We start from the raw sequence: 16,554 nt of genomic DNA, 5'->3' as shown, positions 1-16,554 counted from the left end.
ACCTCCCTAGAGTCAGTGCGCGTTGGCCGACTTCAGGGGGAAGGCACGTGAGAGGATTCTTCGGCGGGTGGGGCCGGCGCGGGAGGGCGCTCGGCCTGGTCGCCTTGACGGTGGGGGCGGCGACCATCGCGTTCTCCACACCGGCGTCGGCCGCGGAGCCGCCTCGGTGCACCACGATGACGGAGATGGTGCGGTCGGGTCACACGATCGCCGTGCCGACGGCCAAGGGCAGCACCTCGTGCCAGATCGGCCGCGACTACGCGGCGAACGCGACGCTCGTGTCCCGGTTCCAGTTCACGATGCGCCGGTGCTACCCGACGTTGAACCTGGCGTCGCCCTACTCGGACGAGAAGGTGGGCGACCTCTTCGCCGACGGCAGCTTCGGGCCTCGCACCGAGGCCGCGTTGAAGGCCGTGCAGCGCTACATCGGCACCGCCGCGGACGGCATCTACGGCCCGAACACCCGCGATCGGATGAAGTTCACGACGCCGGATCGCGTCTACTGCTACGGCTACTGAGTTCGAGGGGGATCAGCATGAGGGAAGGTTCAGGCTTGCGCCGGTTCGGCGTGGGTGTGGCAGCCGTGCTCATGGCCGTCACCGGGATGGCCGTGTCGGGGGGATCGGCGTCCGCGGCGACCGACCTGTGCGTGAAGATGGTGCCGCGCTACGTCGGCAGCAACATCAGCATCATGGTTCCGGCGAGCAGCGCGAACAGCCAGACGTGCCTGATCGGCAGCGGCCTGGTGGCGAACTACAAGATCGTGACGCTGTTCCAGGCCACGATGATCAAGTGCTACGGCGGTCTCCGGCTGGCGTCGCCGTACGAGGACGAGTTCATCCGCGACCTCGACGCCGACGGCAGCTTCGGCCCGCGCACCCAGGCCGCGTTGAAGGCGGTGCAGAGGTCCATCGGCGCCACGGTCGACGGGTCCTACGGGCCCAACACCCGTGATCGGATGAGGTTCATCGACGACCGCAACCGCTACTGCTACGCCTACTGAGCTGGGCGACGCGCACCGGACAGCCCTCCTGACCAACCGGGTCAGGAGGGCTGTCCGCGTGTCGTCGCCTGACCCCGCACCCCGGTGTCGGGAGTTCGCCGGACACCGCGTGAGCAGCGACTTCCCTAGAGTCGCGGCATCGTGATGCCGGTGATCTCGGGGGGAAGCGCATGAGGCGGTCGACGGGTGGCAGGGGTCTGCGGAGCAGGGCGATCGGACTGGTCGCCCTGGCGGTGGGCACGGCGGTGATCGGGCTCGCCGCGCCGGCGTCGGCCGCGACCCTGCCCCGCTGCACCTCGACCTCGGAGGTCGTGCGGTCGGGCCACACGATCGTGGTGCCGGTGAGCATCAGCAGCACCTCGTGCCACATCGGCCGCGACTACGCGGCGAACGCGACGGTCGTGGGCCGGTTCCAGCTGACCATGAACCGGTGCTACGCGAGCCTGAACCTGGCCTCGCCGTACTCGGACGAGAAGGTCGGCGACCTCGATGCGGACGGCAGCTTCGGGCCGCGTTCCGAGGCCGCGCTGAAGGCGGTGCAGCGCTACATCGGCACCGCTGCGGACGGCATCTACGGCCCGAACACCCGGGACCGGATGAAGTTCCTGACGCCGGACCGCAGCCGCTGCTACGACTACTGACCCGCGGGCCCGACCCGCCCGACCCCGACCCGCTCGACCCCGGAGCGCGGCGGCGCCTGCCGGCTCAGGGTCGCACGGTGACCGGCACCCGCTGGGCGGTGTTGTTGGCCATGCCCTGCCGGTTCCACGGCTGGTCCACGGGCTGGGTGCGGCCGTCCGCGTCGGTCGCCCGCACCCGCAGCACGTGCTCGCCGGGCGTCGCGTCCCACGCGCACTCCCAGCGCCGCCACGCGTACCGGTCGCCGGCGGGGTCGAGGTCGGCCTGCACCCACGCGCCGTCCAGCTCTACCTCCACCTTCGCCACGGGCGCGTTCCCGCTCCACGCGCGACCGGTGAGCAGCACGCGGCCCGCGTCGACGAACCGCCGGCGGGTCATGAAGTCGGGGAAGCCGGGCGGGACCATCAGGGCCTTGGGCAGGATCCGGGTCACCGGCGTGCCCTCGTCGTCGGGCTCGTGCGTGATCCGGTAGGCGACGGCCTGCTGGAACCCGTCGAACGGCCGGTCCAGCGCGGTGATCGAGCGCAGCCACTTCACGTGCGCCATGCCGTACCAGCCGGGCACGACCAGTCGCAGCGGCGCGCCGTGCTGCGGCAGCAGCGGTTGGCCGTTCATCTCGTAGGCCAGCAGCACGTCCGGCCGCAACGCCTCGGCCACCGGCAGCGCGCGCTCGTAGTCCTGCTCGACGCCCCGGTCCAGCCCGTGGTCCAGGCCGGTGAACACCACGTCCACGGCGTCCGGCGGCAGGTCGGCCAGCAGCGGCGCCAGCGGCGTGCCGGTCCACGTCGCGCAGCCGACCGCCTCGTCCAGCCACGGCTGGCTCACCGGCCTCGGGTGCAGCTTGGCCCGGCCGTTGCCCGCGCACTCCAGCGTCACCTGCTCGGTCACGGCGGGCAGCGCGCGCAGCTCCTCCAGCGTCCACGTGCGGCCGAGCACGTCCAGCGACCACCCGGTGACGTCCGGGATGTCGTAGTGGATCAGCAGGTAGTGCAGGCCGGCCGGCGTCTCGTCGTAGCGCAGCGCCTCCAGCGGCATCCCGTGGTTGCGCGCGGCGAGCCGCAGCTCGTCGATCGAGATGTCCTCGTCGTCGGCGGCGATCCGGGACAGTCCGATGGTCATGTGCTGCTCCGCGGGAGGAAGTCGGCGTGGGGCGTGCGGAGGGCACCTCGTCCGGCGCCGTCCGCCGCACCACTGTCACCTCGACGCGCGCGGCACGCAAGCGCTTGGCCGATCACCGGCGCGGGGACGGCCACGGCAGAGGCGGTTAGCCGTTGCCCCGCAGCAGGAGCTTGGCGTCGGGCACGTCGGCCGGGAAGACCAGCAGCCGGTGCAGGTCGCCCCGGCGCACGACGGTCACCTTGATGCGGGCGGCGCGCAGGCGTCCGGCGAGGACGGCCGCGGCTTCGGGGGTGGGCACGGCGGACACCTCGGTCAGCAGGCCGAAGTCGTCGCCGGTGTAGTCGGGCACGGCCCGTCGGTCGATGCCGAACGCCCAGAACAGCACGAGGGCGAGCAGCCCGAACACGATCACCAGCAGCAGGAAGGTGGTGAGCGCGGTCACGCCGCCCATCCTCCCGCAGTCACGATTCAGTGAGCAACGGCACGCGCGGGTCGTGTTACTCGTCAGTACGCTACGGGGAACGCGAGGTCGCGAACGTTCCACCGGCGCAAGCCGCGGCCATCGAACACAGGAGGTTGCCGTGCCGTACCCGGCCGACCGAGAGCGCGACCGCCCCTGGGTGATGCGGACGTACGCGGGCCACTCCAGCGCCACCGCCTCCAACGCGCTGTACCGCCGCAACCTCGCCAAGGGCCAGACGGGCCTGTCCGTGGCGTTCGACCTGCCCACGCAGACCGGCTACGACCCGGACGACGAGCTGGCCAAGGGCGAGGTCGGCAAGGTCGGCGTGCCGGTCAGCCACATCGGCGACATGCGGCAGCTGTTCGACGGCATCCCGATGGGCGAGGCGAACACGTCCATGACCATCAACGCGACGGCCATGTGGCTGCTCGCGCTGTACGTGAGCGTGGCCGAGGAGCACGGCGCGGACCGCGCCACCCTCGCGGGCACCACGCAGAACGACATCATCAAGGAGTACCTGTCCCGCGGCACGTACGTGTTCCCGCCCGGGCCGAGCCTGCGGCTGATCACCGACATGGTCGCGTGGACCGTGTCGAACGTGCCGAAGTGGAACCCGATCAACATCTGCTCCTACCACCTCCAAGAAGCGGGCGCGACGCCCGTGCAGGAGATCGCGTACTCGCTGTCCACCGCGATCGCGGTGCTGGACTCGGTGTTCGACTCCGGCCAGGTGCCCGAGGAACGGCGCGGCGAGGTCGTCGCCCGCATGTCCTTCTTCGTCAACGCCGGCGTGCGGTTCGTCGAGGAGATGTGCAAGATGCGGGCGTTCGTCCGGCTCTGGGACGAGATCACCCGCGACCGGTACGGCATCGCGGACCCCAAGCACCGCCGGTTCCGGTACGGGGTGCAGGTGAACTCGCTCGGGCTGACCGAGGCGCAGCCGGAGAACAACGTGCAGCGGATCGTGCTGGAGATGCTGGCCGTGACGCTGTCGCGGGACGCGCGGGCCCGCGCGATCCAGCTGCCCGCGTGGAACGAGGCGCTCGGCCTGCCCCGGCCGTGGGACCAGCAGTGGGCGCTGCGGATGCAGCAGGTGCTGGCCTACGAGACGGACCTGCTGGAGTACCAGGACATCTTCGAGGGCTCGCACGTCGTCGGGGCCAAGGTGGACGAGCTCGTCGAGGGCGCGCGGGCCGAGATCGACCGCGTGCAGGCGATGGGCGGCGCGGTCGCGGCGGTCGAGTCCGGCTACATGAAGTCGGCGCTGGTGTCGTCGTTGGCCGACCGGCGGCGGCGGGTGGAGTCCGGCGAGGACGTCGTGGTGGGCGTGAACAAGTTCGCCACCACCGAGCCGTCGCCGTTGCAGGCCGAGGGCGCGAACGCGATCGAGCAGATCGACCCGATCGTCGAGCAGCACGCGGTCGAGGCGATCCGGGCGTGGCGGTCCTCTCGGGACGACGCGCTGGTGAAGTCCACTTTGGATGACCTGCGGGCGGCGGCGAAGACCGACCGGAACCTGGTCGAGGTCACGATCGCGTGCGCGAAGGCCGGCGTGACGACGGGTGAGTGGTCGCAGGCGTTGCGCGAGACGTTCGGCGAGTACCGCGCGCCGACCGGGGTCTCGGCGGCGTCGGCGTCCGGTGAGGCGGGCGCGGAGATCGCGCGGGTGCGCGAACGCGTGCGGGCGACCGGCGAGGAGCTGGGTGAGCGGCTGCGGATCCTGGTCGGCAAGCCCGGTCTCGACGGGCACTCCAACGGGGCCGAGCAGGTCGCCGTGCGCGCCCGCGACGTCGGCTTCGAGGTGGTCTACCAGGGCATCCGGCTCACGCCCGCGCAGATCGTGGCCGCCGCCGTCCAGGAGGACGTGCACGTGGTCGGCCTGTCGATCCTGTCCGGCTCGCACCTCGAGGTCGTCCCCGCGGTGGTCGACGGCCTGCGCGCGGCGGGCGCGGGTGACGTGCCGGTCGTCGTCGGGGGGATCGTCCCGCCCGACGACGCCGACGAGTTGCGCGCACGCGGTGTGGCCCGGGTGTTCACGCCCAAGGACTACGAGCTGACCCAGATCATGGACGAGATCGTGACGGTGGTCCGGGCCGCGGTGCTGCCCGGCCGCGCCTCCGGGGACGGCGACCCGGTCGCCTGACCGGGGTCGGATCGACGCGCGCCCCGTGGCCGAACGGCGCCGACCCGGTCAGCGCGTCACCACGGGGATCACGCCGTTGTCCTCGTCGAGCAACAGCCGCGAGCCCAGCGGCGCCGCCAGCTTCACGGGGTAGGACTGCGACCGGGGGAGCAGGCGGTGCAGGCAGTCGCCGAGCGGCCCGCCGGTGATCCGCACGGTGATCCGCACGGACGTCTCGCTCTCGACCGCCACCGGCTCCTTGAAGACGGGTTTGCCACCGGGGCAGGGTTCGAACGGCGCGCCCAGCTCCACCGACAGCTCCACCCCGTCCGACGTGGTGGCGGACCGGTTCGAGTGCGGGACCCCGCCCGGCTTCCAGAACGCCTCGGGGGTGATCGCGGGCCACGCGAACACGCTCCCGAACACGCTGCGGAACCGCCACGCGGGCAACTGCACCGGACCCCGGTCGGTGTGGAACGACGCCGTGCCGAGCTCGACGCTCACGAGGTCCAGCGGCACGCCACCGCGCCCTTCCGCGGACATCGCGGCCACCGCGTCGGCCACGCCGATCAGCGGGAGCGTCGCCGGGCCGTCGGGCAGCACCACGGGCGCCGAACCGGGCGACGGCGGCGCGACGCCGGTGAACCGGAACTCGCCGGCGAAGCCGAGTTCCTCCGCCTTCACCTTCTCCCCCTCGGCTCTCTCCACCGTCTCCCGTTGCGGGCCGGTCAGCACGATCGGCCGGGGGACGGCGGTCACGGGGAAGTCCACCCCTGGCCCGGCGGGAGCGGCGGCGGGCAGGTCGGACCCGATCGACACGGGTGGCGCGGCCGGTTCCCCACCGCCGGCGCAACCGGCGACCACCAGACCGAGGACCACGACTAACGGGCGAAGTCTCATGCCACCGGGACGGAAGCCCACCGGCAAGCGGTTGCACGCGCGGTTGCCGCGGACGTCCACCGGCGCGCGGTCGCCCGGCCGGTTACCGTCGGAACATGGCCGAATACCAGCACATCCGCGTCGACCGCACGGATGACGTCGTGCGGATCACCATGGACCGCGCCGCCCGGCGCAACTCGCTGTCCGCCGAGCACCTGGCGGAGCTGCTGACCGCGTTCCGCGAAGTCGCCGCGTCGGACGCGGTGGGCGTGGTGCTCGCGGGCGAGGGGCCGGTGTTCTCCGCCGGGCACGACTTCGCCGACGTGTCGTCCCGCGACCTGGAGGGCGTGCGCGAGCTGCTGACGCTGTGCACGGACCTGATGCGCACGATCGAGTCCGTGCCGCAGGTCGTGATCGCGCGGGTGCACGGCCTGGCCACCGCGGCGGGCTGCCAGCTGATGGCGTCGTGCGACCTGGCGGTGGCCGCCGAGGAGGCCGGGTTCGCCCTGCCCGGCGGCAAGGGCGGCTGGTTCTGCCACACCCCGGCGGTGCCGGTGGCCCGCGCGATCGGGCGCAAGCGGCTGATGGAGATGGCGCTGACCGGTGACACGGTGGACGCGCGCACCGCCGAGCAGTGGGGCCTGGTGAACCGCGTCGTGCCGCTCGCCGAGCTGGACGACGCCGTGGACGAGCTGATGCGCCGGGCCACCCGCGGCAGCCGGGCCGCCAAGGCGTTGGGCAAGCAGACGATCTACGCCCAGCTCGACCGGCCGGAGGCCGACGCCTACGGCATCGCGGTGGAGGTGATGGCGGCGGCGTCGCAGACCCCGGCGGCCAAGGAGGGCATGGCGTCGTTCCTGGAGAAGCGCCCGCCGGTGTGGACCGACTAACGCGCGAGGCCGAGCACCAGGGAAGCGGCGGCGAGGGCGAGGAACGCGCCGGGGAAGGCGATGTTGTGCCACACCCCGGCCCGCACGTGGGCGACGACCGCGCCCACGAAGAACGCCGTCAGCCCGACCGCCGCCGCCACTCCGACGACGGGCACGCCGACCAGGCCGAGCAGCAGACCCACCGCGCCCGCGCCCTTCAGCACGCCCAGCACGGGCAGCCAGGACGGCGGCACGTCGACCTCGGCCGAGTTCGCCAGGACGAACTCGGCCTTCAGCAGGTCGGCGACGGCGATGCCGGCGTTGGCCAGGATCGCGAGGACGGTGACGACGACGTGCGCGGTGGGCACGGGAACCTCCAGGCGGTGCGTGGTCTCTACCTGCTCGACGCGCCGCCGCCGCGGGAGGTGACCGGTCAGCCCACCCGCTTGTAGAACAACGTCGTCGGCCGCGGCACGCCGTCGGGGTCGGCGGCGTAGTCGGGGATGACGCCCGCCTCCGTCCAGCCGGCCCGCCGGTAGAGCCGCTCGGCGGCCGACCCCGTCTGCGTGTCCAGCACGAGCAGGGTCGCGCCGCGCTTCGCGGCCTCCTGCTCGGCCACGTCCAGCAGCGCCCGGCCCAGCCCGGCGCCGCGGGCGTCGCGGCGCACGATCAGCTTGGCCACCTCGGCGCGGTGCGCGCCGTTGGCCGTGTCGGCGAACCGCAGCTGGACGGTGCCGAGCACGCGTTCGCCGTCCCGCGCGACCCACAGCGCCAGCACGCCGTTCGCGACCGGCGCGGCCTTGGCCCGCCACCACTTGAGCGCCTGCACGCGCGACAGCGGCTTGACGAAGCCGACGGACGCGCCGCCCTCGACCGCGTCGGCCAGCACGTCGGCCAACGCCTCCGCGCACGCCAGCACCTCGGCGGAGGTCAGCTCCGCGATCACGGCGGTCACGGCTGCGCGTGCTCGTGGAGCAGGAGCAGGGTGTAGGCGGCGATCGACTGGGCGTCGGTGATGTCGCCCCGCGCGATCATCGCCTCGAACTCCGCGCGCGGGAACCACGCCGAGCGCATGTCCTGCTCCTCGTGCTCGCGCTCGTGGAAGCCCTCGCGCAGGTCGGTGGCCAGGAACACCCGGCCGCGCTGGCTGGACATGCCCGGCGCGACGTCCAGCATGCCGAGCTGCACCAGCTTGCCCGCCCGCAGGCCCGTCTCCTCCCGCAACTCGCGCTCGGCCAGCACCAATGGGTCCTCGACGGCGCGTTCGGGCGCGGTGCCCTGCGGGAACTCCCAGCGCCGCATGCCGATGGGGTAGCGGAACTGCTCGACCAGCCGCAGCCGCTCGCCGTCCAGGGGGATCACCAGCGCGAAGTCGGGCTTGTCCACCACGCCGAAGATGCCGGTGGTCCCGTCCGCCCGCCCGATGGCGTCCTCCCGGACCACCATCCACTGGTTCGCGTACACCTCACGCGATCCGAGGGTCTCCACGATCACTCTCCCTGTGCCGAATGCTCCGGGCCGCGGCGCGACCGGGCCACTTCCGACCGACGCCGCCCCTACCCGAAGTACACCACCAGCCGCGTGGCCGACCGGACGCCGACCACCTCGCCGGGCAGCACTCCGTGCGGCCGGAACGCGGCGCGACGGCGTGTGCGCGCTCTCGCCGGTGATCAGGGGCGACGGTCCCGGCGCGCGTGAGCGGCCGCCGCGGTGACACGTCGGCCGACGGTCCCTGCCGGTGCGCCGGGGTCCGCACCCCGTAGCCTGTCGGCCGTGCGCCTCGTCATCGCTCGCTGCCAGGTCGACTACGTCGGACGTCTCACCGCCCATCTGCCGATGGCGCAGAGGCTGCTGCTGATCAAGGCGGACGGCTCGGTGTCGATCCACTCCGACGACCGCGCGTACAAGCCGCTGAACTGGATGAGCCCGCCGTGCTGGCTGATCGAGGACCCGGACATGTGGGTCGTGCAGAACAAGGCGGGCGAGAAGCTGATCATCACCCTGGCCGAGGTGCTGCACGACTCCAAGCACGAGCTCGGCCCGGAGCCCGGCCTGGTCAAGGACGGCGTCGAAGCGGACCTGCAGAAGCTGCTGGCCGAGCACGTCACCACCCTCGGCGACGGCTGGACCCTGGTGCGGCGCGAGTTCCCGACCCCGATCGGGCCGGTGGACCTGATGTGCCGCGACGCGTCCGGCGCCTCCGTGGCGGTGGAGATCAAGCGCCGCGGCGAGATCGACGGCGTCGAACAGCTGACCCGCTACCTGGAACTGCTCAACCGCGACCCGCTGCTGGCGCCGGTGCGGGGCGTGTTCGCCGCGCAGCAGATCAAGCCGCAGGCGCGGACCCTCGCCGAGGACCGCGGCATCCGCTGCGTCGTGCTGGACTACGACGCGCTGCGCGGCATCGAGTCCGACGAGTTCCGCCTGTTCTGATCGCGACCGGCCAAGGGCACCCGCAATATGCGGGTGCCCTTTGCTGTTTAGGCTCTCTGTCGTTCGTGACACGTAACGTGGAATAGTTGCCAGTTGACGTCAACTGTTCCGGTGATTTGCCGAATGGTGGACTGGTCAGTTTGATGACACCTTTCACATTACTTGTCGGTAGGGCTGGACATCGCGCCTTGCCCTTTGCCAGGGTCTTCACCCATCATCGCTCGCACCCCGTGCACTCTCGCTGATGCAGTGAGTGCTGCCGTGTGTGCGGCCCCCGAGAGGTGAGGTTTCCCGTTGGTGCGCAAGATCTTCATCAATTACCGGAGTAGTGACCTCGACTTCGGGGCGTCCTTGCTCGACACCGCGCTGTCCGGCGAGTTCGGGCCCGACCGGGTCTTCCGGGACGCGCGGTCGCTGCGCTTGGGCGACGAGTTCCACCCGGAGATCATGGGCGCCATCCGCGAGTCCCTCGCCATGATCGCCGTCATCGGTCCCCGCTGGGCCGGCGAGGTCGACGCCCGCGGGCGTCGACAGATCGACCGCTCCGAGGACTACATCCGACGGGAGATCATCGAGGCGTTCGACCACGACGTCCCGGTGATTCCGGTCCTGGTCGACAGGTCGAGGCTGAAGCCTGCGGAGCTGCCTGCCCCACTGCGCGCCCTCGCGGCGCGGCAGTACCTGACCCTGCGGACCAGGAACAGCCACGTGGACCTGGCCGTGCTGATCGGCGCGCTGGCCGAGCGCCTGCCCGAGCTGCGCCGCGTCGAGCGGCGGGCCGACCGGTCCGGTGCGCTCCTGGGCGGCATCACCGCCCAGGAGGTCGGTGCGATCTTCACCGATCGCGTCGACGTCGCGGGCGACCTCACCATCGGTGGCCCGGGGTCGTGGCGAAAAGGCGAGCGCTGACCACGTCCCTGCTCGATATTCCAGTTCACCTCGATTCATGGCCGGTGTAGGACAATGACCATGCCTGTGCCCGAACCCGAAGTCGGTTCGGGTCATCCCCGTCCCATCCGAAAAGCCGGAGAGGATACCGGTGTCGAACGCGGCCCGGTCACGACTCCGGTGTCCGATCGCGATGGCGCATTGCGTGCGTTGCGGGGGGCGGAACTCGACCCGTTGGACAACGGGCGGTCGTCGGAAATCGTCGGCAAGTTCCTCCGCGGCGCAGAGGTCCGGAACCTCACGGTTATCGCCGGTCCGCTCACCGTTGCCGGCGACGTGAATACCGGTGGCGCGACCAAGGGGAGAACGGCGCCGCGGTCCGGGCGTGCGGCCGGCCGGCCGTTCGCCTACTCGAAGGCCCACCTCGACGGCTACACCGCCGGTTTCGTGAGACCGGACTGGTTCGAGGACGCTCACGACGTCCTGGCCGAGCGGCACCTCGTGGTGCTGTCCGGTCAACCGGGTGCGGGTCGGGACGCCGCGTCACTCGCCCTGCTCGTGGAGGTCCTGCGCGGTGCCGGTCCGGCGCAGGTGACCCAACTCCCGCCCGAGGTGCTGGGAGACGTGACGTGGACCGTCCCCGACAAGGGCTGCGGCTACGTCATCCCGGACAACCTGGTGGTGCGGGCGACGCGCTACCGCGGCGCCAAGCCACCCGTGACCGCCGAGGCGATCGACGACGTCTGGCTCACCAGGATGAGTGAGCAGCTGCATGACGCCGGCAGCTTCCTCGTGGTCGTCACGGGCCCACCCGCAGGACGACTGGCGGTGGCCGCCCGACGCCACGAGTTCGTGATGGAGCAGGTGAGCGCCCCGGACCCGTACGAGATCTTCTATGCCAGGCTGGAGGTCTCCGACCTCGACGTGCCGCTGGACGCGGTGCGCAGGCGGCTCGAGGACACCGAGGTGGCGGCTCTGGTGGCCGAACGGCCGCGGCCGAGCTTCGCGGTGCGGGTCGCGGACGCGGTGGTCGCCGCGATCAACTCCGGGACCTCGCTCACCGAGGTCGTCCGCGAACTGCGCGACCCCCGCGAACAGGTCAGCGAGTGGTTCGGCGACAACGTCGACCCGGCGGAGATCGCGTTCGCCATGGCCACGGCCGTCCTCGAAGGCTGCGGCTACCTCACGGTGTCCGACGCCGCCGGCGACCTGCACCGCGCGCTCGCCGGCAAGTCGGCCGAGCCCGCCACGCACTTCCGCCGCACCCTGCGCACGGCCCACACCTGGATCCAGCTCGCCCGGCCGGAACGAGGGGATGGCGGCGGGGCGCCGGTGGACGAGGTCGTCGTCTTCCGCAACCCCTACCTGCGACTGGCCGTCCTGACCCACGCCTGGCACGAGCTGGACGGCATGCGCCCGGCGATCCAGGAGTGGTTGCGCCGCATGGCGGGCCACTCCGATGTCGAGGTGCGCGCTCGTGCCGCGACCGCCGCCGGGGTTCTCGCCTCAGGCGACTTCCAGCACAGCCTGCACGGTTTGATCCTGCCTTGGGCGGGCAGCGACTCCGGTTCGGAGCGGCAGAGCGCCGCGCTGGCGCTCGGGGTCGTGGGCAGCCAGGCCGTGCACACCGGTCGGGTGTGGCGGCTGCTGCGCGAGTTCGCCGCGGACAGCAGGACCGGCCCGGACCGGCCGCTGCCGAAGACCGCGGCCATGGCGGCGGGAGGGCCGCTGGGACTGGCCGACCCGGATTCGGCGGTGCACCTGTTGCGCTCGCTGCTGGAGGCGGACGACTGGAACCTGGTGCACCCGGCGGCGTGGAGCTTCGCCCGCCTCGTAGAGGAGGGCGCCGACCGCGTGGTCGTCGCGGCGCTGCGTGAGTGGAGCGACGCGGCCCGCCGCGGTGACTTTGCCGTCAAGGTGCTCACCGCGTTCGTCATCGCGGCACGACCCCATGTCGCGATGGTCGGGCGGTCGACCTGGGACACCCCGGCCGTGTGGCCGGTCCTCCTCAAAGAGGCTGCCCGTCACCACGACGACCTGCCGGTGCTGTGGGCGCGGGCGCTGGCGGAGCGCCGGGTCCGCGAGCTCGCGCTGCAGGCGCTGCGCGGGTGGCTGGGCGTCGCGGACGACGATCCGGCGGCGTACCCGGTGGTGCTGGACGTGCTGGCGGGGATCGTCGACCTGGGCGAGCGCGCAGCCGACGACCTGGAACACCAGCTCGAGGTGTGGGCGAGCGACCGGCGCGACCCGTCCCGCGCTGCGGCGTACGCCCACGACGATCTCGTGCACGCTGAGGAGGCGCTGCGGTGAACCCCACCTACGACCCGATCAAAGAGGTCGTCAAGCCGCGCAGGATCCGCTTGGTCAACCGGCTCACCAGCCCGTCGATCGACACGGCCCTCGTGCTCGAACCGTTCACCGGTGAGCGGAAGCTCGTGCGGTCGGGCGAGCCCGTGCCCGGGGCGTGTGTGGGCCGGTACCGGCATGCCTACGTCGTGGACCTGCGGATGTACTCGTTGACGCTGTCCGTCGAGGACCTGCCCGCGTCCGACCCGTCCTTCACCTTCTCCGTCGACGTGATCTTCAACTGTCGAGTGGTCGACCCGATCGCCGTGGTCAACAGCGGTATCCGGGACATCGTGGCGGCTGTCCGCCCGAGCCTCACCGGGCTGATGCTGGACATCGCGCAGGACCACGACATCTCGCAGTTCAAGGCGTTCGCGACGGCGTTGCGTCGGGAGCTGGACCGCAGCACGGTGGCCTCCGGCTTCGAGCTGAGCGCTTACGTCGTCCGACCGCGCAGCGTGTCGGAGTTCTACGACGCCACGCGGGGCATCCGCGTGGACCGGGTCAAGCGGGCCGCTGCGCGCGAGGTCGTCGACGGCGGGCACGCGGAGATCATCGCCCAGGTCATCGCCAAGCGCGACGGCGATCCGTCAGCGCTGGTGGCGGCGCGCACGGAGTCAGAGCACCGGGACAAGGACCGCTTGCTGGACATGGTGCGCATCGCGTCCGAAGAGGACGCCGACCCGGTGGAGGGCAGGGCCGTGCGATCGAGGGTGGTCGGCGCGCTGCTCGGCGACTCCGAGCCCGCGAGGGCGCCCGAAGGCGTCCGGCCCTCCCGCCGCAAGTACCTCACGGACAAGTACACCGGCGCCGAACGGGCGGCAGTCGAATCGGCGAAGCCCGAGCCCGGTGACCGCCGCCCACCTGCCGACCGGGACGTGCCGTCCGCCACCACCGGGAGCGCCGGCGTGACCCCGCCTGGCCCCCGGCCGAGCAGGTTGCGCGGTTCCGGTCTGCGCCGTGACGAGGCGAAGGGGGAGAGCTGAGTGGACCTGCGCACGTCAGAGCAGTCCGATCGCGGTCATGCCTGGCACCTGGAGCAGCCGCCGTTGATCGTGACGGCCGTCTGGGCGGAGAAGAAACCCGATCAGGGCGAGGACGCCGAACCCCTCTTCGTGCACCGGGTTTCGTCCCGCGCCGGCATCTTGGCGGTGTTCGACGGCGCGGGTGGCGCCGGCGCGTCAAGCGCGGGCCGTCCCGACGACGGCCCCGAGCGCACGTCGGCCTGGGTGGGTTCGCGGTTCGTCCGCGCGCTCGTCGAGCAGTGGTTCGTCCGCGAGGTGGCCGATGGGACGGGAGCCGGCGAGAGCCTCCACGAGCACCTCGCCGCGGAGCTGACCCGCCTGCGGGGCACCGCGAAGCGCAAGATGCGCAGCTCCATGCAGCGGGAGTTCCCGACGACCATGGCCGGGCTGCGCTACCGGCTCGGCGACGACTCGGTGTCTTGGGAAGCGCTCTGGGCGGGGGACTCCCGCGCCTTCCTCCTCGACGTCTCCACGGGCCTGCACCAGCTCAGTCGTGACGACACCGTGTCGGACGACGCCCTCGTGCTGCTCAACGAGGACCCGCCCATGACCAACATGATCTCGGCCGACCGGCGGTTCGACCTCAACTCCGCGACGGGCGAGGCGGACTTGCCCTGCGTGCTCGTGTGCGCGACGGACGGCTTCTTCGGGTACGTCACCACCCCGGCCGAGTGCGAGCACGTGCTGCTGGACACGTTGGAGAGGTCCGAGACCGCCGGTGACTGGGGCAACGCACTCATCGAGGACATCGCCGGCTACACCGGGGACGACGCCTCGCTCGTCGTGCTCGCGGTCGGGTTCGAGGACTTCGCCTCGGTCAAGGACCACTACCGCTCGCGCACCCGTGAGCTGCGGACCCAGCACATCGAGCTGATCAACGCGCTGGACTCGCGCGACCGGGAGCAGGTGGTGCGGGCGCGGGAGGACTCCTGGGCCCGTTACCGCGCCGGTTACGAGCGGCTGATGCCACTGCGTCGGGAAGGGGAAGGCGCGTGAAGCTGGGTGCGGACGTCGGCGGCTACGAGATCGTGACGAAACCCACGAACGCGGGGGCGGGCAAGTGCCTGTGGGCCTTCGCGACGAAGGACGGCGCCGAGTACTTCATCAAGGAGTTCCTCGAGCTCAAACGCCCACGGCCGGACGGGCCGGGTACCCCGGAGCAGAAGAAGGTCATGCTGGCGCAGTGCGAGGAGTTCGAGCTGCGGCACCGCACCATCATGGACCGGATCGACCCGATGGCCCCGGACGCCGGCAACCTCGTCGTCGCCCGTGACTTCTTCTGCGAGGGCACGCGGTACTACAAGGTCACCGAGCGGCTGCACCCGGCTGAACTGGCCCCGCACGAGCTGCCACCGCGGCAGATGCGCGTCCTGCTCCTCACCCTGGCCGCGAGCCTGCAGTTCCTGCACCGGATCGGGATCGTGCACGGCGACCTCAAGCCGGACAACATCCTCCTGCACAACCCCTCGGCACGGGGCCTCTACACGGCGAAGCTGATCGACTTCGACGACGCCTACCTCGCCGGCGCGCCGCCGGCCAGGGACGTCATCGGCGGAGACCACGTGCACGGTGCCCCGGAGTGGATCCGCTACCTGCACGACGGCGGGGTCGGACCGGAGCGGCTGACGACGGCGGTGGACGTCTTCGCGTTCGCCCTCGTCGTCCACACCTACCTGACAGGCGCGCTGCCGGTCCACGACGGGTCCTTCACCTCGACTGCGGAAGCCGTCAACACCGGCGTGACACCGGTGCTGGACGAGCGGCTGGCGCCGGCCACCTCGGCGCTCCTGCGGCGGGCGCTGTCGGCCGACCCCGCGGTGCGGCCCGCCATGGCCGAGATGCGGGAGGTCCTCGACGACGAAGCCGCCCTGCGGCTCACCGTGCCACGAGCGGGTGGGAGCCGCCTGCGCAGCAGCTTCGGATCCCGCCCACCGGTCGCCGCGGAGACTTCCCGCGCCACCACGCGGCACGCCGACCGCGGCTCCCGGCTCCGCATCAACCTGACCGGTCGTCCTGGCGGCACGGACTGATCTTCGACAACACCTCCGGAAGGGAATCCTGGATGAACGAGCGGGCGAACGGGAACTTGCAGTACGCGGTCGACATCGTGCTGTGCATCGACGCGACGATGAGCATGAACGGCACCCTGGAGAAGGTTAAGGAAAGCGCCTTGTCCTTCCACGAGAGGCTCGCCTCCGCGATGGAGGAGAAGGGCCGGTCGATCAGCCAGTTGCGGCTCAAGGTCATCGCGTTCCGCGACTTCGGTGACCGGGCCGACGACGCGATCGACGAGACGCAGTTCCTCACCTTCCCGGAAGGCGCGGTGGAGTTCGAGCGCTTCGTGCGCGGGCTGACCGCACGAGGGGGCGGTGACATCCCCGAGTCGGGCCTGGAAGCGCTGGCACTCGCGATCCAGTCGCCGTGGGAACGAGGGCTCGACCGGCGCAGGCACGTCATCGTGCTGTTCACCGACGCGCCCGCGCACCCTTTGGGATCGCCGGCGCAAACCCGGGCGGAGACGTACCCGCAGTCGGTGCCCGGCTCCATGGACGAGTTGTTCTCCCAATGGGGCTTTCCCCAGAGCCAGACGGCGGTCATGGAGAACTCGGCGAAGCGCCTGTTGCTGTTCGCGCCGGAGACCGAGCCGTGGGAGGACATCGTCGAAGACTGGAACAACACGCTCTTCTTCCCGTCGAACGCCGGTGAAGGGCTCGAGGAGTGGGAGATGGACGAGATCATCAACACCATCGCGCACAGCCTCTGAGGAG

The 16,554-nt window shown here is 71.5% G+C and carries 18 protein-coding genes; 12 read left to right on the top strand and 6 right to left on the bottom strand.

Going from position 1 to position 16,554, the window contains the following annotated elements; translation table 11 throughout:
• Window positions 1–47: 47 nt before the first annotated feature.
• From ACZ7GX_RS10650 to ACZ7GX_RS10640, 3 genes are all read left to right on the top strand, one after another.
• On the top strand, window positions 48–518 hold the full coding sequence (locus ACZ7GX_RS10650; protein WP_498775112.1) for a peptidoglycan-binding domain-containing protein: 471 nt from the start codon (window positions 48–50) through the stop codon (window positions 516–518).
• A gap of 17 nt (window positions 519–535) precedes the next feature.
• The gene (locus ACZ7GX_RS10645) at window positions 536–1,003 is read left to right on the top strand and encodes a peptidoglycan-binding domain-containing protein (protein WP_498775110.1); all 468 of its coding nucleotides are present in this window, start codon (window positions 536–538) and stop codon (window positions 1,001–1,003) included.
• Window positions 1,004–1,173: 170 nt separating this feature from the next.
• Window positions 1,174–1,644, top strand: a complete 471-nt coding sequence (locus ACZ7GX_RS10640) for a peptidoglycan-binding domain-containing protein (RefSeq protein WP_498775108.1) — start codon at window positions 1,174–1,176, stop codon at window positions 1,642–1,644.
• 64 nt (window positions 1,645–1,708) lie between these two features.
• On the opposite strand, the gene ACZ7GX_RS10635 is transcribed toward ACZ7GX_RS10640, so the two are convergent.
• Together ACZ7GX_RS10635 and ACZ7GX_RS10630 are read right to left on the bottom strand one after the other, a co-directional pair.
• Complete coding sequence (locus ACZ7GX_RS10635) at window positions 1,709–2,761, bottom strand: sulfite oxidase (RefSeq protein ID WP_498775106.1); 1,053 nt, start codon at window positions 2,759–2,761, stop codon at window positions 1,709–1,711.
• 145 nt (window positions 2,762–2,906) lie between these two features.
• Window positions 2,907–3,212: a hypothetical protein gene (locus ACZ7GX_RS10630; protein WP_498775104.1), complete on the bottom strand. Its 306-nt coding sequence runs from the start codon at window positions 3,210–3,212 to the stop codon at window positions 2,907–2,909.
• A 130-nt stretch (window positions 3,213–3,342) separates the two neighbouring features.
• Between ACZ7GX_RS10630 and ACZ7GX_RS10625 the strand changes: the two genes are divergently transcribed.
• Window positions 3,343–5,367, top strand: a complete 2,025-nt coding sequence (locus tag ACZ7GX_RS10625; protein ID WP_498775102.1) for a protein meaA — start codon at window positions 3,343–3,345, stop codon at window positions 5,365–5,367.
• A gap of 48 nt (window positions 5,368–5,415) precedes the next feature.
• Here ACZ7GX_RS10625 and ACZ7GX_RS10620 read toward each other — a convergent pair whose 3' ends face one another.
• Window positions 5,416–6,225 carry a hypothetical protein gene (locus ACZ7GX_RS10620; RefSeq protein WP_498775100.1) on the bottom strand — a complete coding sequence of 270 codons (810 nt, stop codon included), beginning with the start codon at window positions 6,223–6,225 and terminating at the stop codon, window positions 5,416–5,418.
• A gap of 116 nt (window positions 6,226–6,341) precedes the next feature.
• On the opposite strand from ACZ7GX_RS10620, the gene ACZ7GX_RS10615 reads away from it, so the two are divergent.
• On the top strand, window positions 6,342–7,115 hold the full coding sequence (locus ACZ7GX_RS10615; RefSeq protein ID WP_498775098.1) for an enoyl-CoA hydratase-related protein: 774 nt from the start codon (window positions 6,342–6,344) through the stop codon (window positions 7,113–7,115).
• On the opposite strand, the gene ACZ7GX_RS10610 is transcribed toward ACZ7GX_RS10615, so the two are convergent.
• The 3 genes from ACZ7GX_RS10610 to ACZ7GX_RS10600 form a co-directional block, all read right to left on the bottom strand.
• On the bottom strand, window positions 7,112–7,462 hold the full coding sequence (locus ACZ7GX_RS10610) for a DoxX family protein (protein ID WP_498775096.1): 351 nt from the start codon (window positions 7,460–7,462) through the stop codon (window positions 7,112–7,114). The two genes, ACZ7GX_RS10615 and ACZ7GX_RS10610, sit on opposite strands and share 4 nt — an antisense overlap.
• Window positions 7,463–7,527: 65 nt before the next feature.
• Window positions 7,528–8,049, bottom strand: a complete 522-nt coding sequence (locus ACZ7GX_RS10605; RefSeq protein WP_498775094.1) for a GNAT family N-acetyltransferase — start codon at window positions 8,047–8,049, stop codon at window positions 7,528–7,530.
• Complete coding sequence (locus tag ACZ7GX_RS10600) at window positions 8,046–8,582, bottom strand: NUDIX domain-containing protein (RefSeq protein WP_498775092.1); 537 nt, start codon at window positions 8,580–8,582, stop codon at window positions 8,046–8,048. Before ACZ7GX_RS10600 ends, ACZ7GX_RS10605 begins: the two co-directional genes overlap by 4 nt.
• A gap of 285 nt (window positions 8,583–8,867) precedes the next feature.
• Between ACZ7GX_RS10600 and nucS the strand changes: the two genes are divergently transcribed.
• The 7 genes from nucS to ACZ7GX_RS10565 all read left to right on the top strand — a co-directional run bounded on the left by nucS (window position 8,868) and on the right by ACZ7GX_RS10565 (window position 16,550).
• Window positions 8,868–9,527 carry an endonuclease NucS gene (gene nucS, locus ACZ7GX_RS10595; RefSeq protein ID WP_230572499.1) on the top strand — a complete coding sequence of 220 codons (660 nt, stop codon included), beginning with the start codon at window positions 8,868–8,870 and terminating at the stop codon, window positions 9,525–9,527.
• A gap of 297 nt (window positions 9,528–9,824) precedes the next feature.
• Window positions 9,825–10,436: a toll/interleukin-1 receptor domain-containing protein gene (locus ACZ7GX_RS10590; protein ID WP_498775089.1), complete on the top strand. Its 612-nt coding sequence runs from the start codon at window positions 9,825–9,827 to the stop codon at window positions 10,434–10,436.
• Window positions 10,437–10,751: 315 nt separating this feature from the next.
• Complete coding sequence (locus tag ACZ7GX_RS10585; protein WP_498775087.1) at window positions 10,752–12,725, top strand: hypothetical protein; 1,974 nt, start codon at window positions 10,752–10,754, stop codon at window positions 12,723–12,725.
• On the top strand, window positions 12,722–13,747 hold the full coding sequence (locus ACZ7GX_RS10580) for a hypothetical protein (protein ID WP_498775085.1): 1,026 nt from the start codon (window positions 12,722–12,724) through the stop codon (window positions 13,745–13,747). Before ACZ7GX_RS10585 ends, ACZ7GX_RS10580 begins: the two co-directional genes overlap by 4 nt.
• Window positions 13,748–14,782: a protein phosphatase 2C domain-containing protein gene (locus tag ACZ7GX_RS10575; protein ID WP_498775083.1), complete on the top strand. Its 1,035-nt coding sequence runs from the start codon at window positions 13,748–13,750 to the stop codon at window positions 14,780–14,782. It begins immediately after the preceding gene.
• Window positions 14,779–15,816, top strand: a complete 1,038-nt coding sequence (locus ACZ7GX_RS10570) for a protein kinase domain-containing protein (RefSeq protein WP_498775081.1) — start codon at window positions 14,779–14,781, stop codon at window positions 15,814–15,816. The genes ACZ7GX_RS10575 and ACZ7GX_RS10570 overlap by 4 nt, the downstream gene beginning before the upstream one ends.
• 32 nt (window positions 15,817–15,848) lie before the next feature.
• Window positions 15,849–16,550, top strand: coding sequence for a vWA domain-containing protein (locus tag ACZ7GX_RS10565; protein WP_498775079.1), 702 nt, complete (start codon window positions 15,849–15,851; stop codon window positions 16,548–16,550).
• Window positions 16,551–16,554 lie beyond the last annotated feature (4 nt).

Source organism: Actinosynnema sp. NPDC037264 (genome assembly GCF_055603705.1).
Note: the sequence above shows the minus strand (reverse complement) of the source record. Positions and strands in the feature narration are given on the sequence as shown.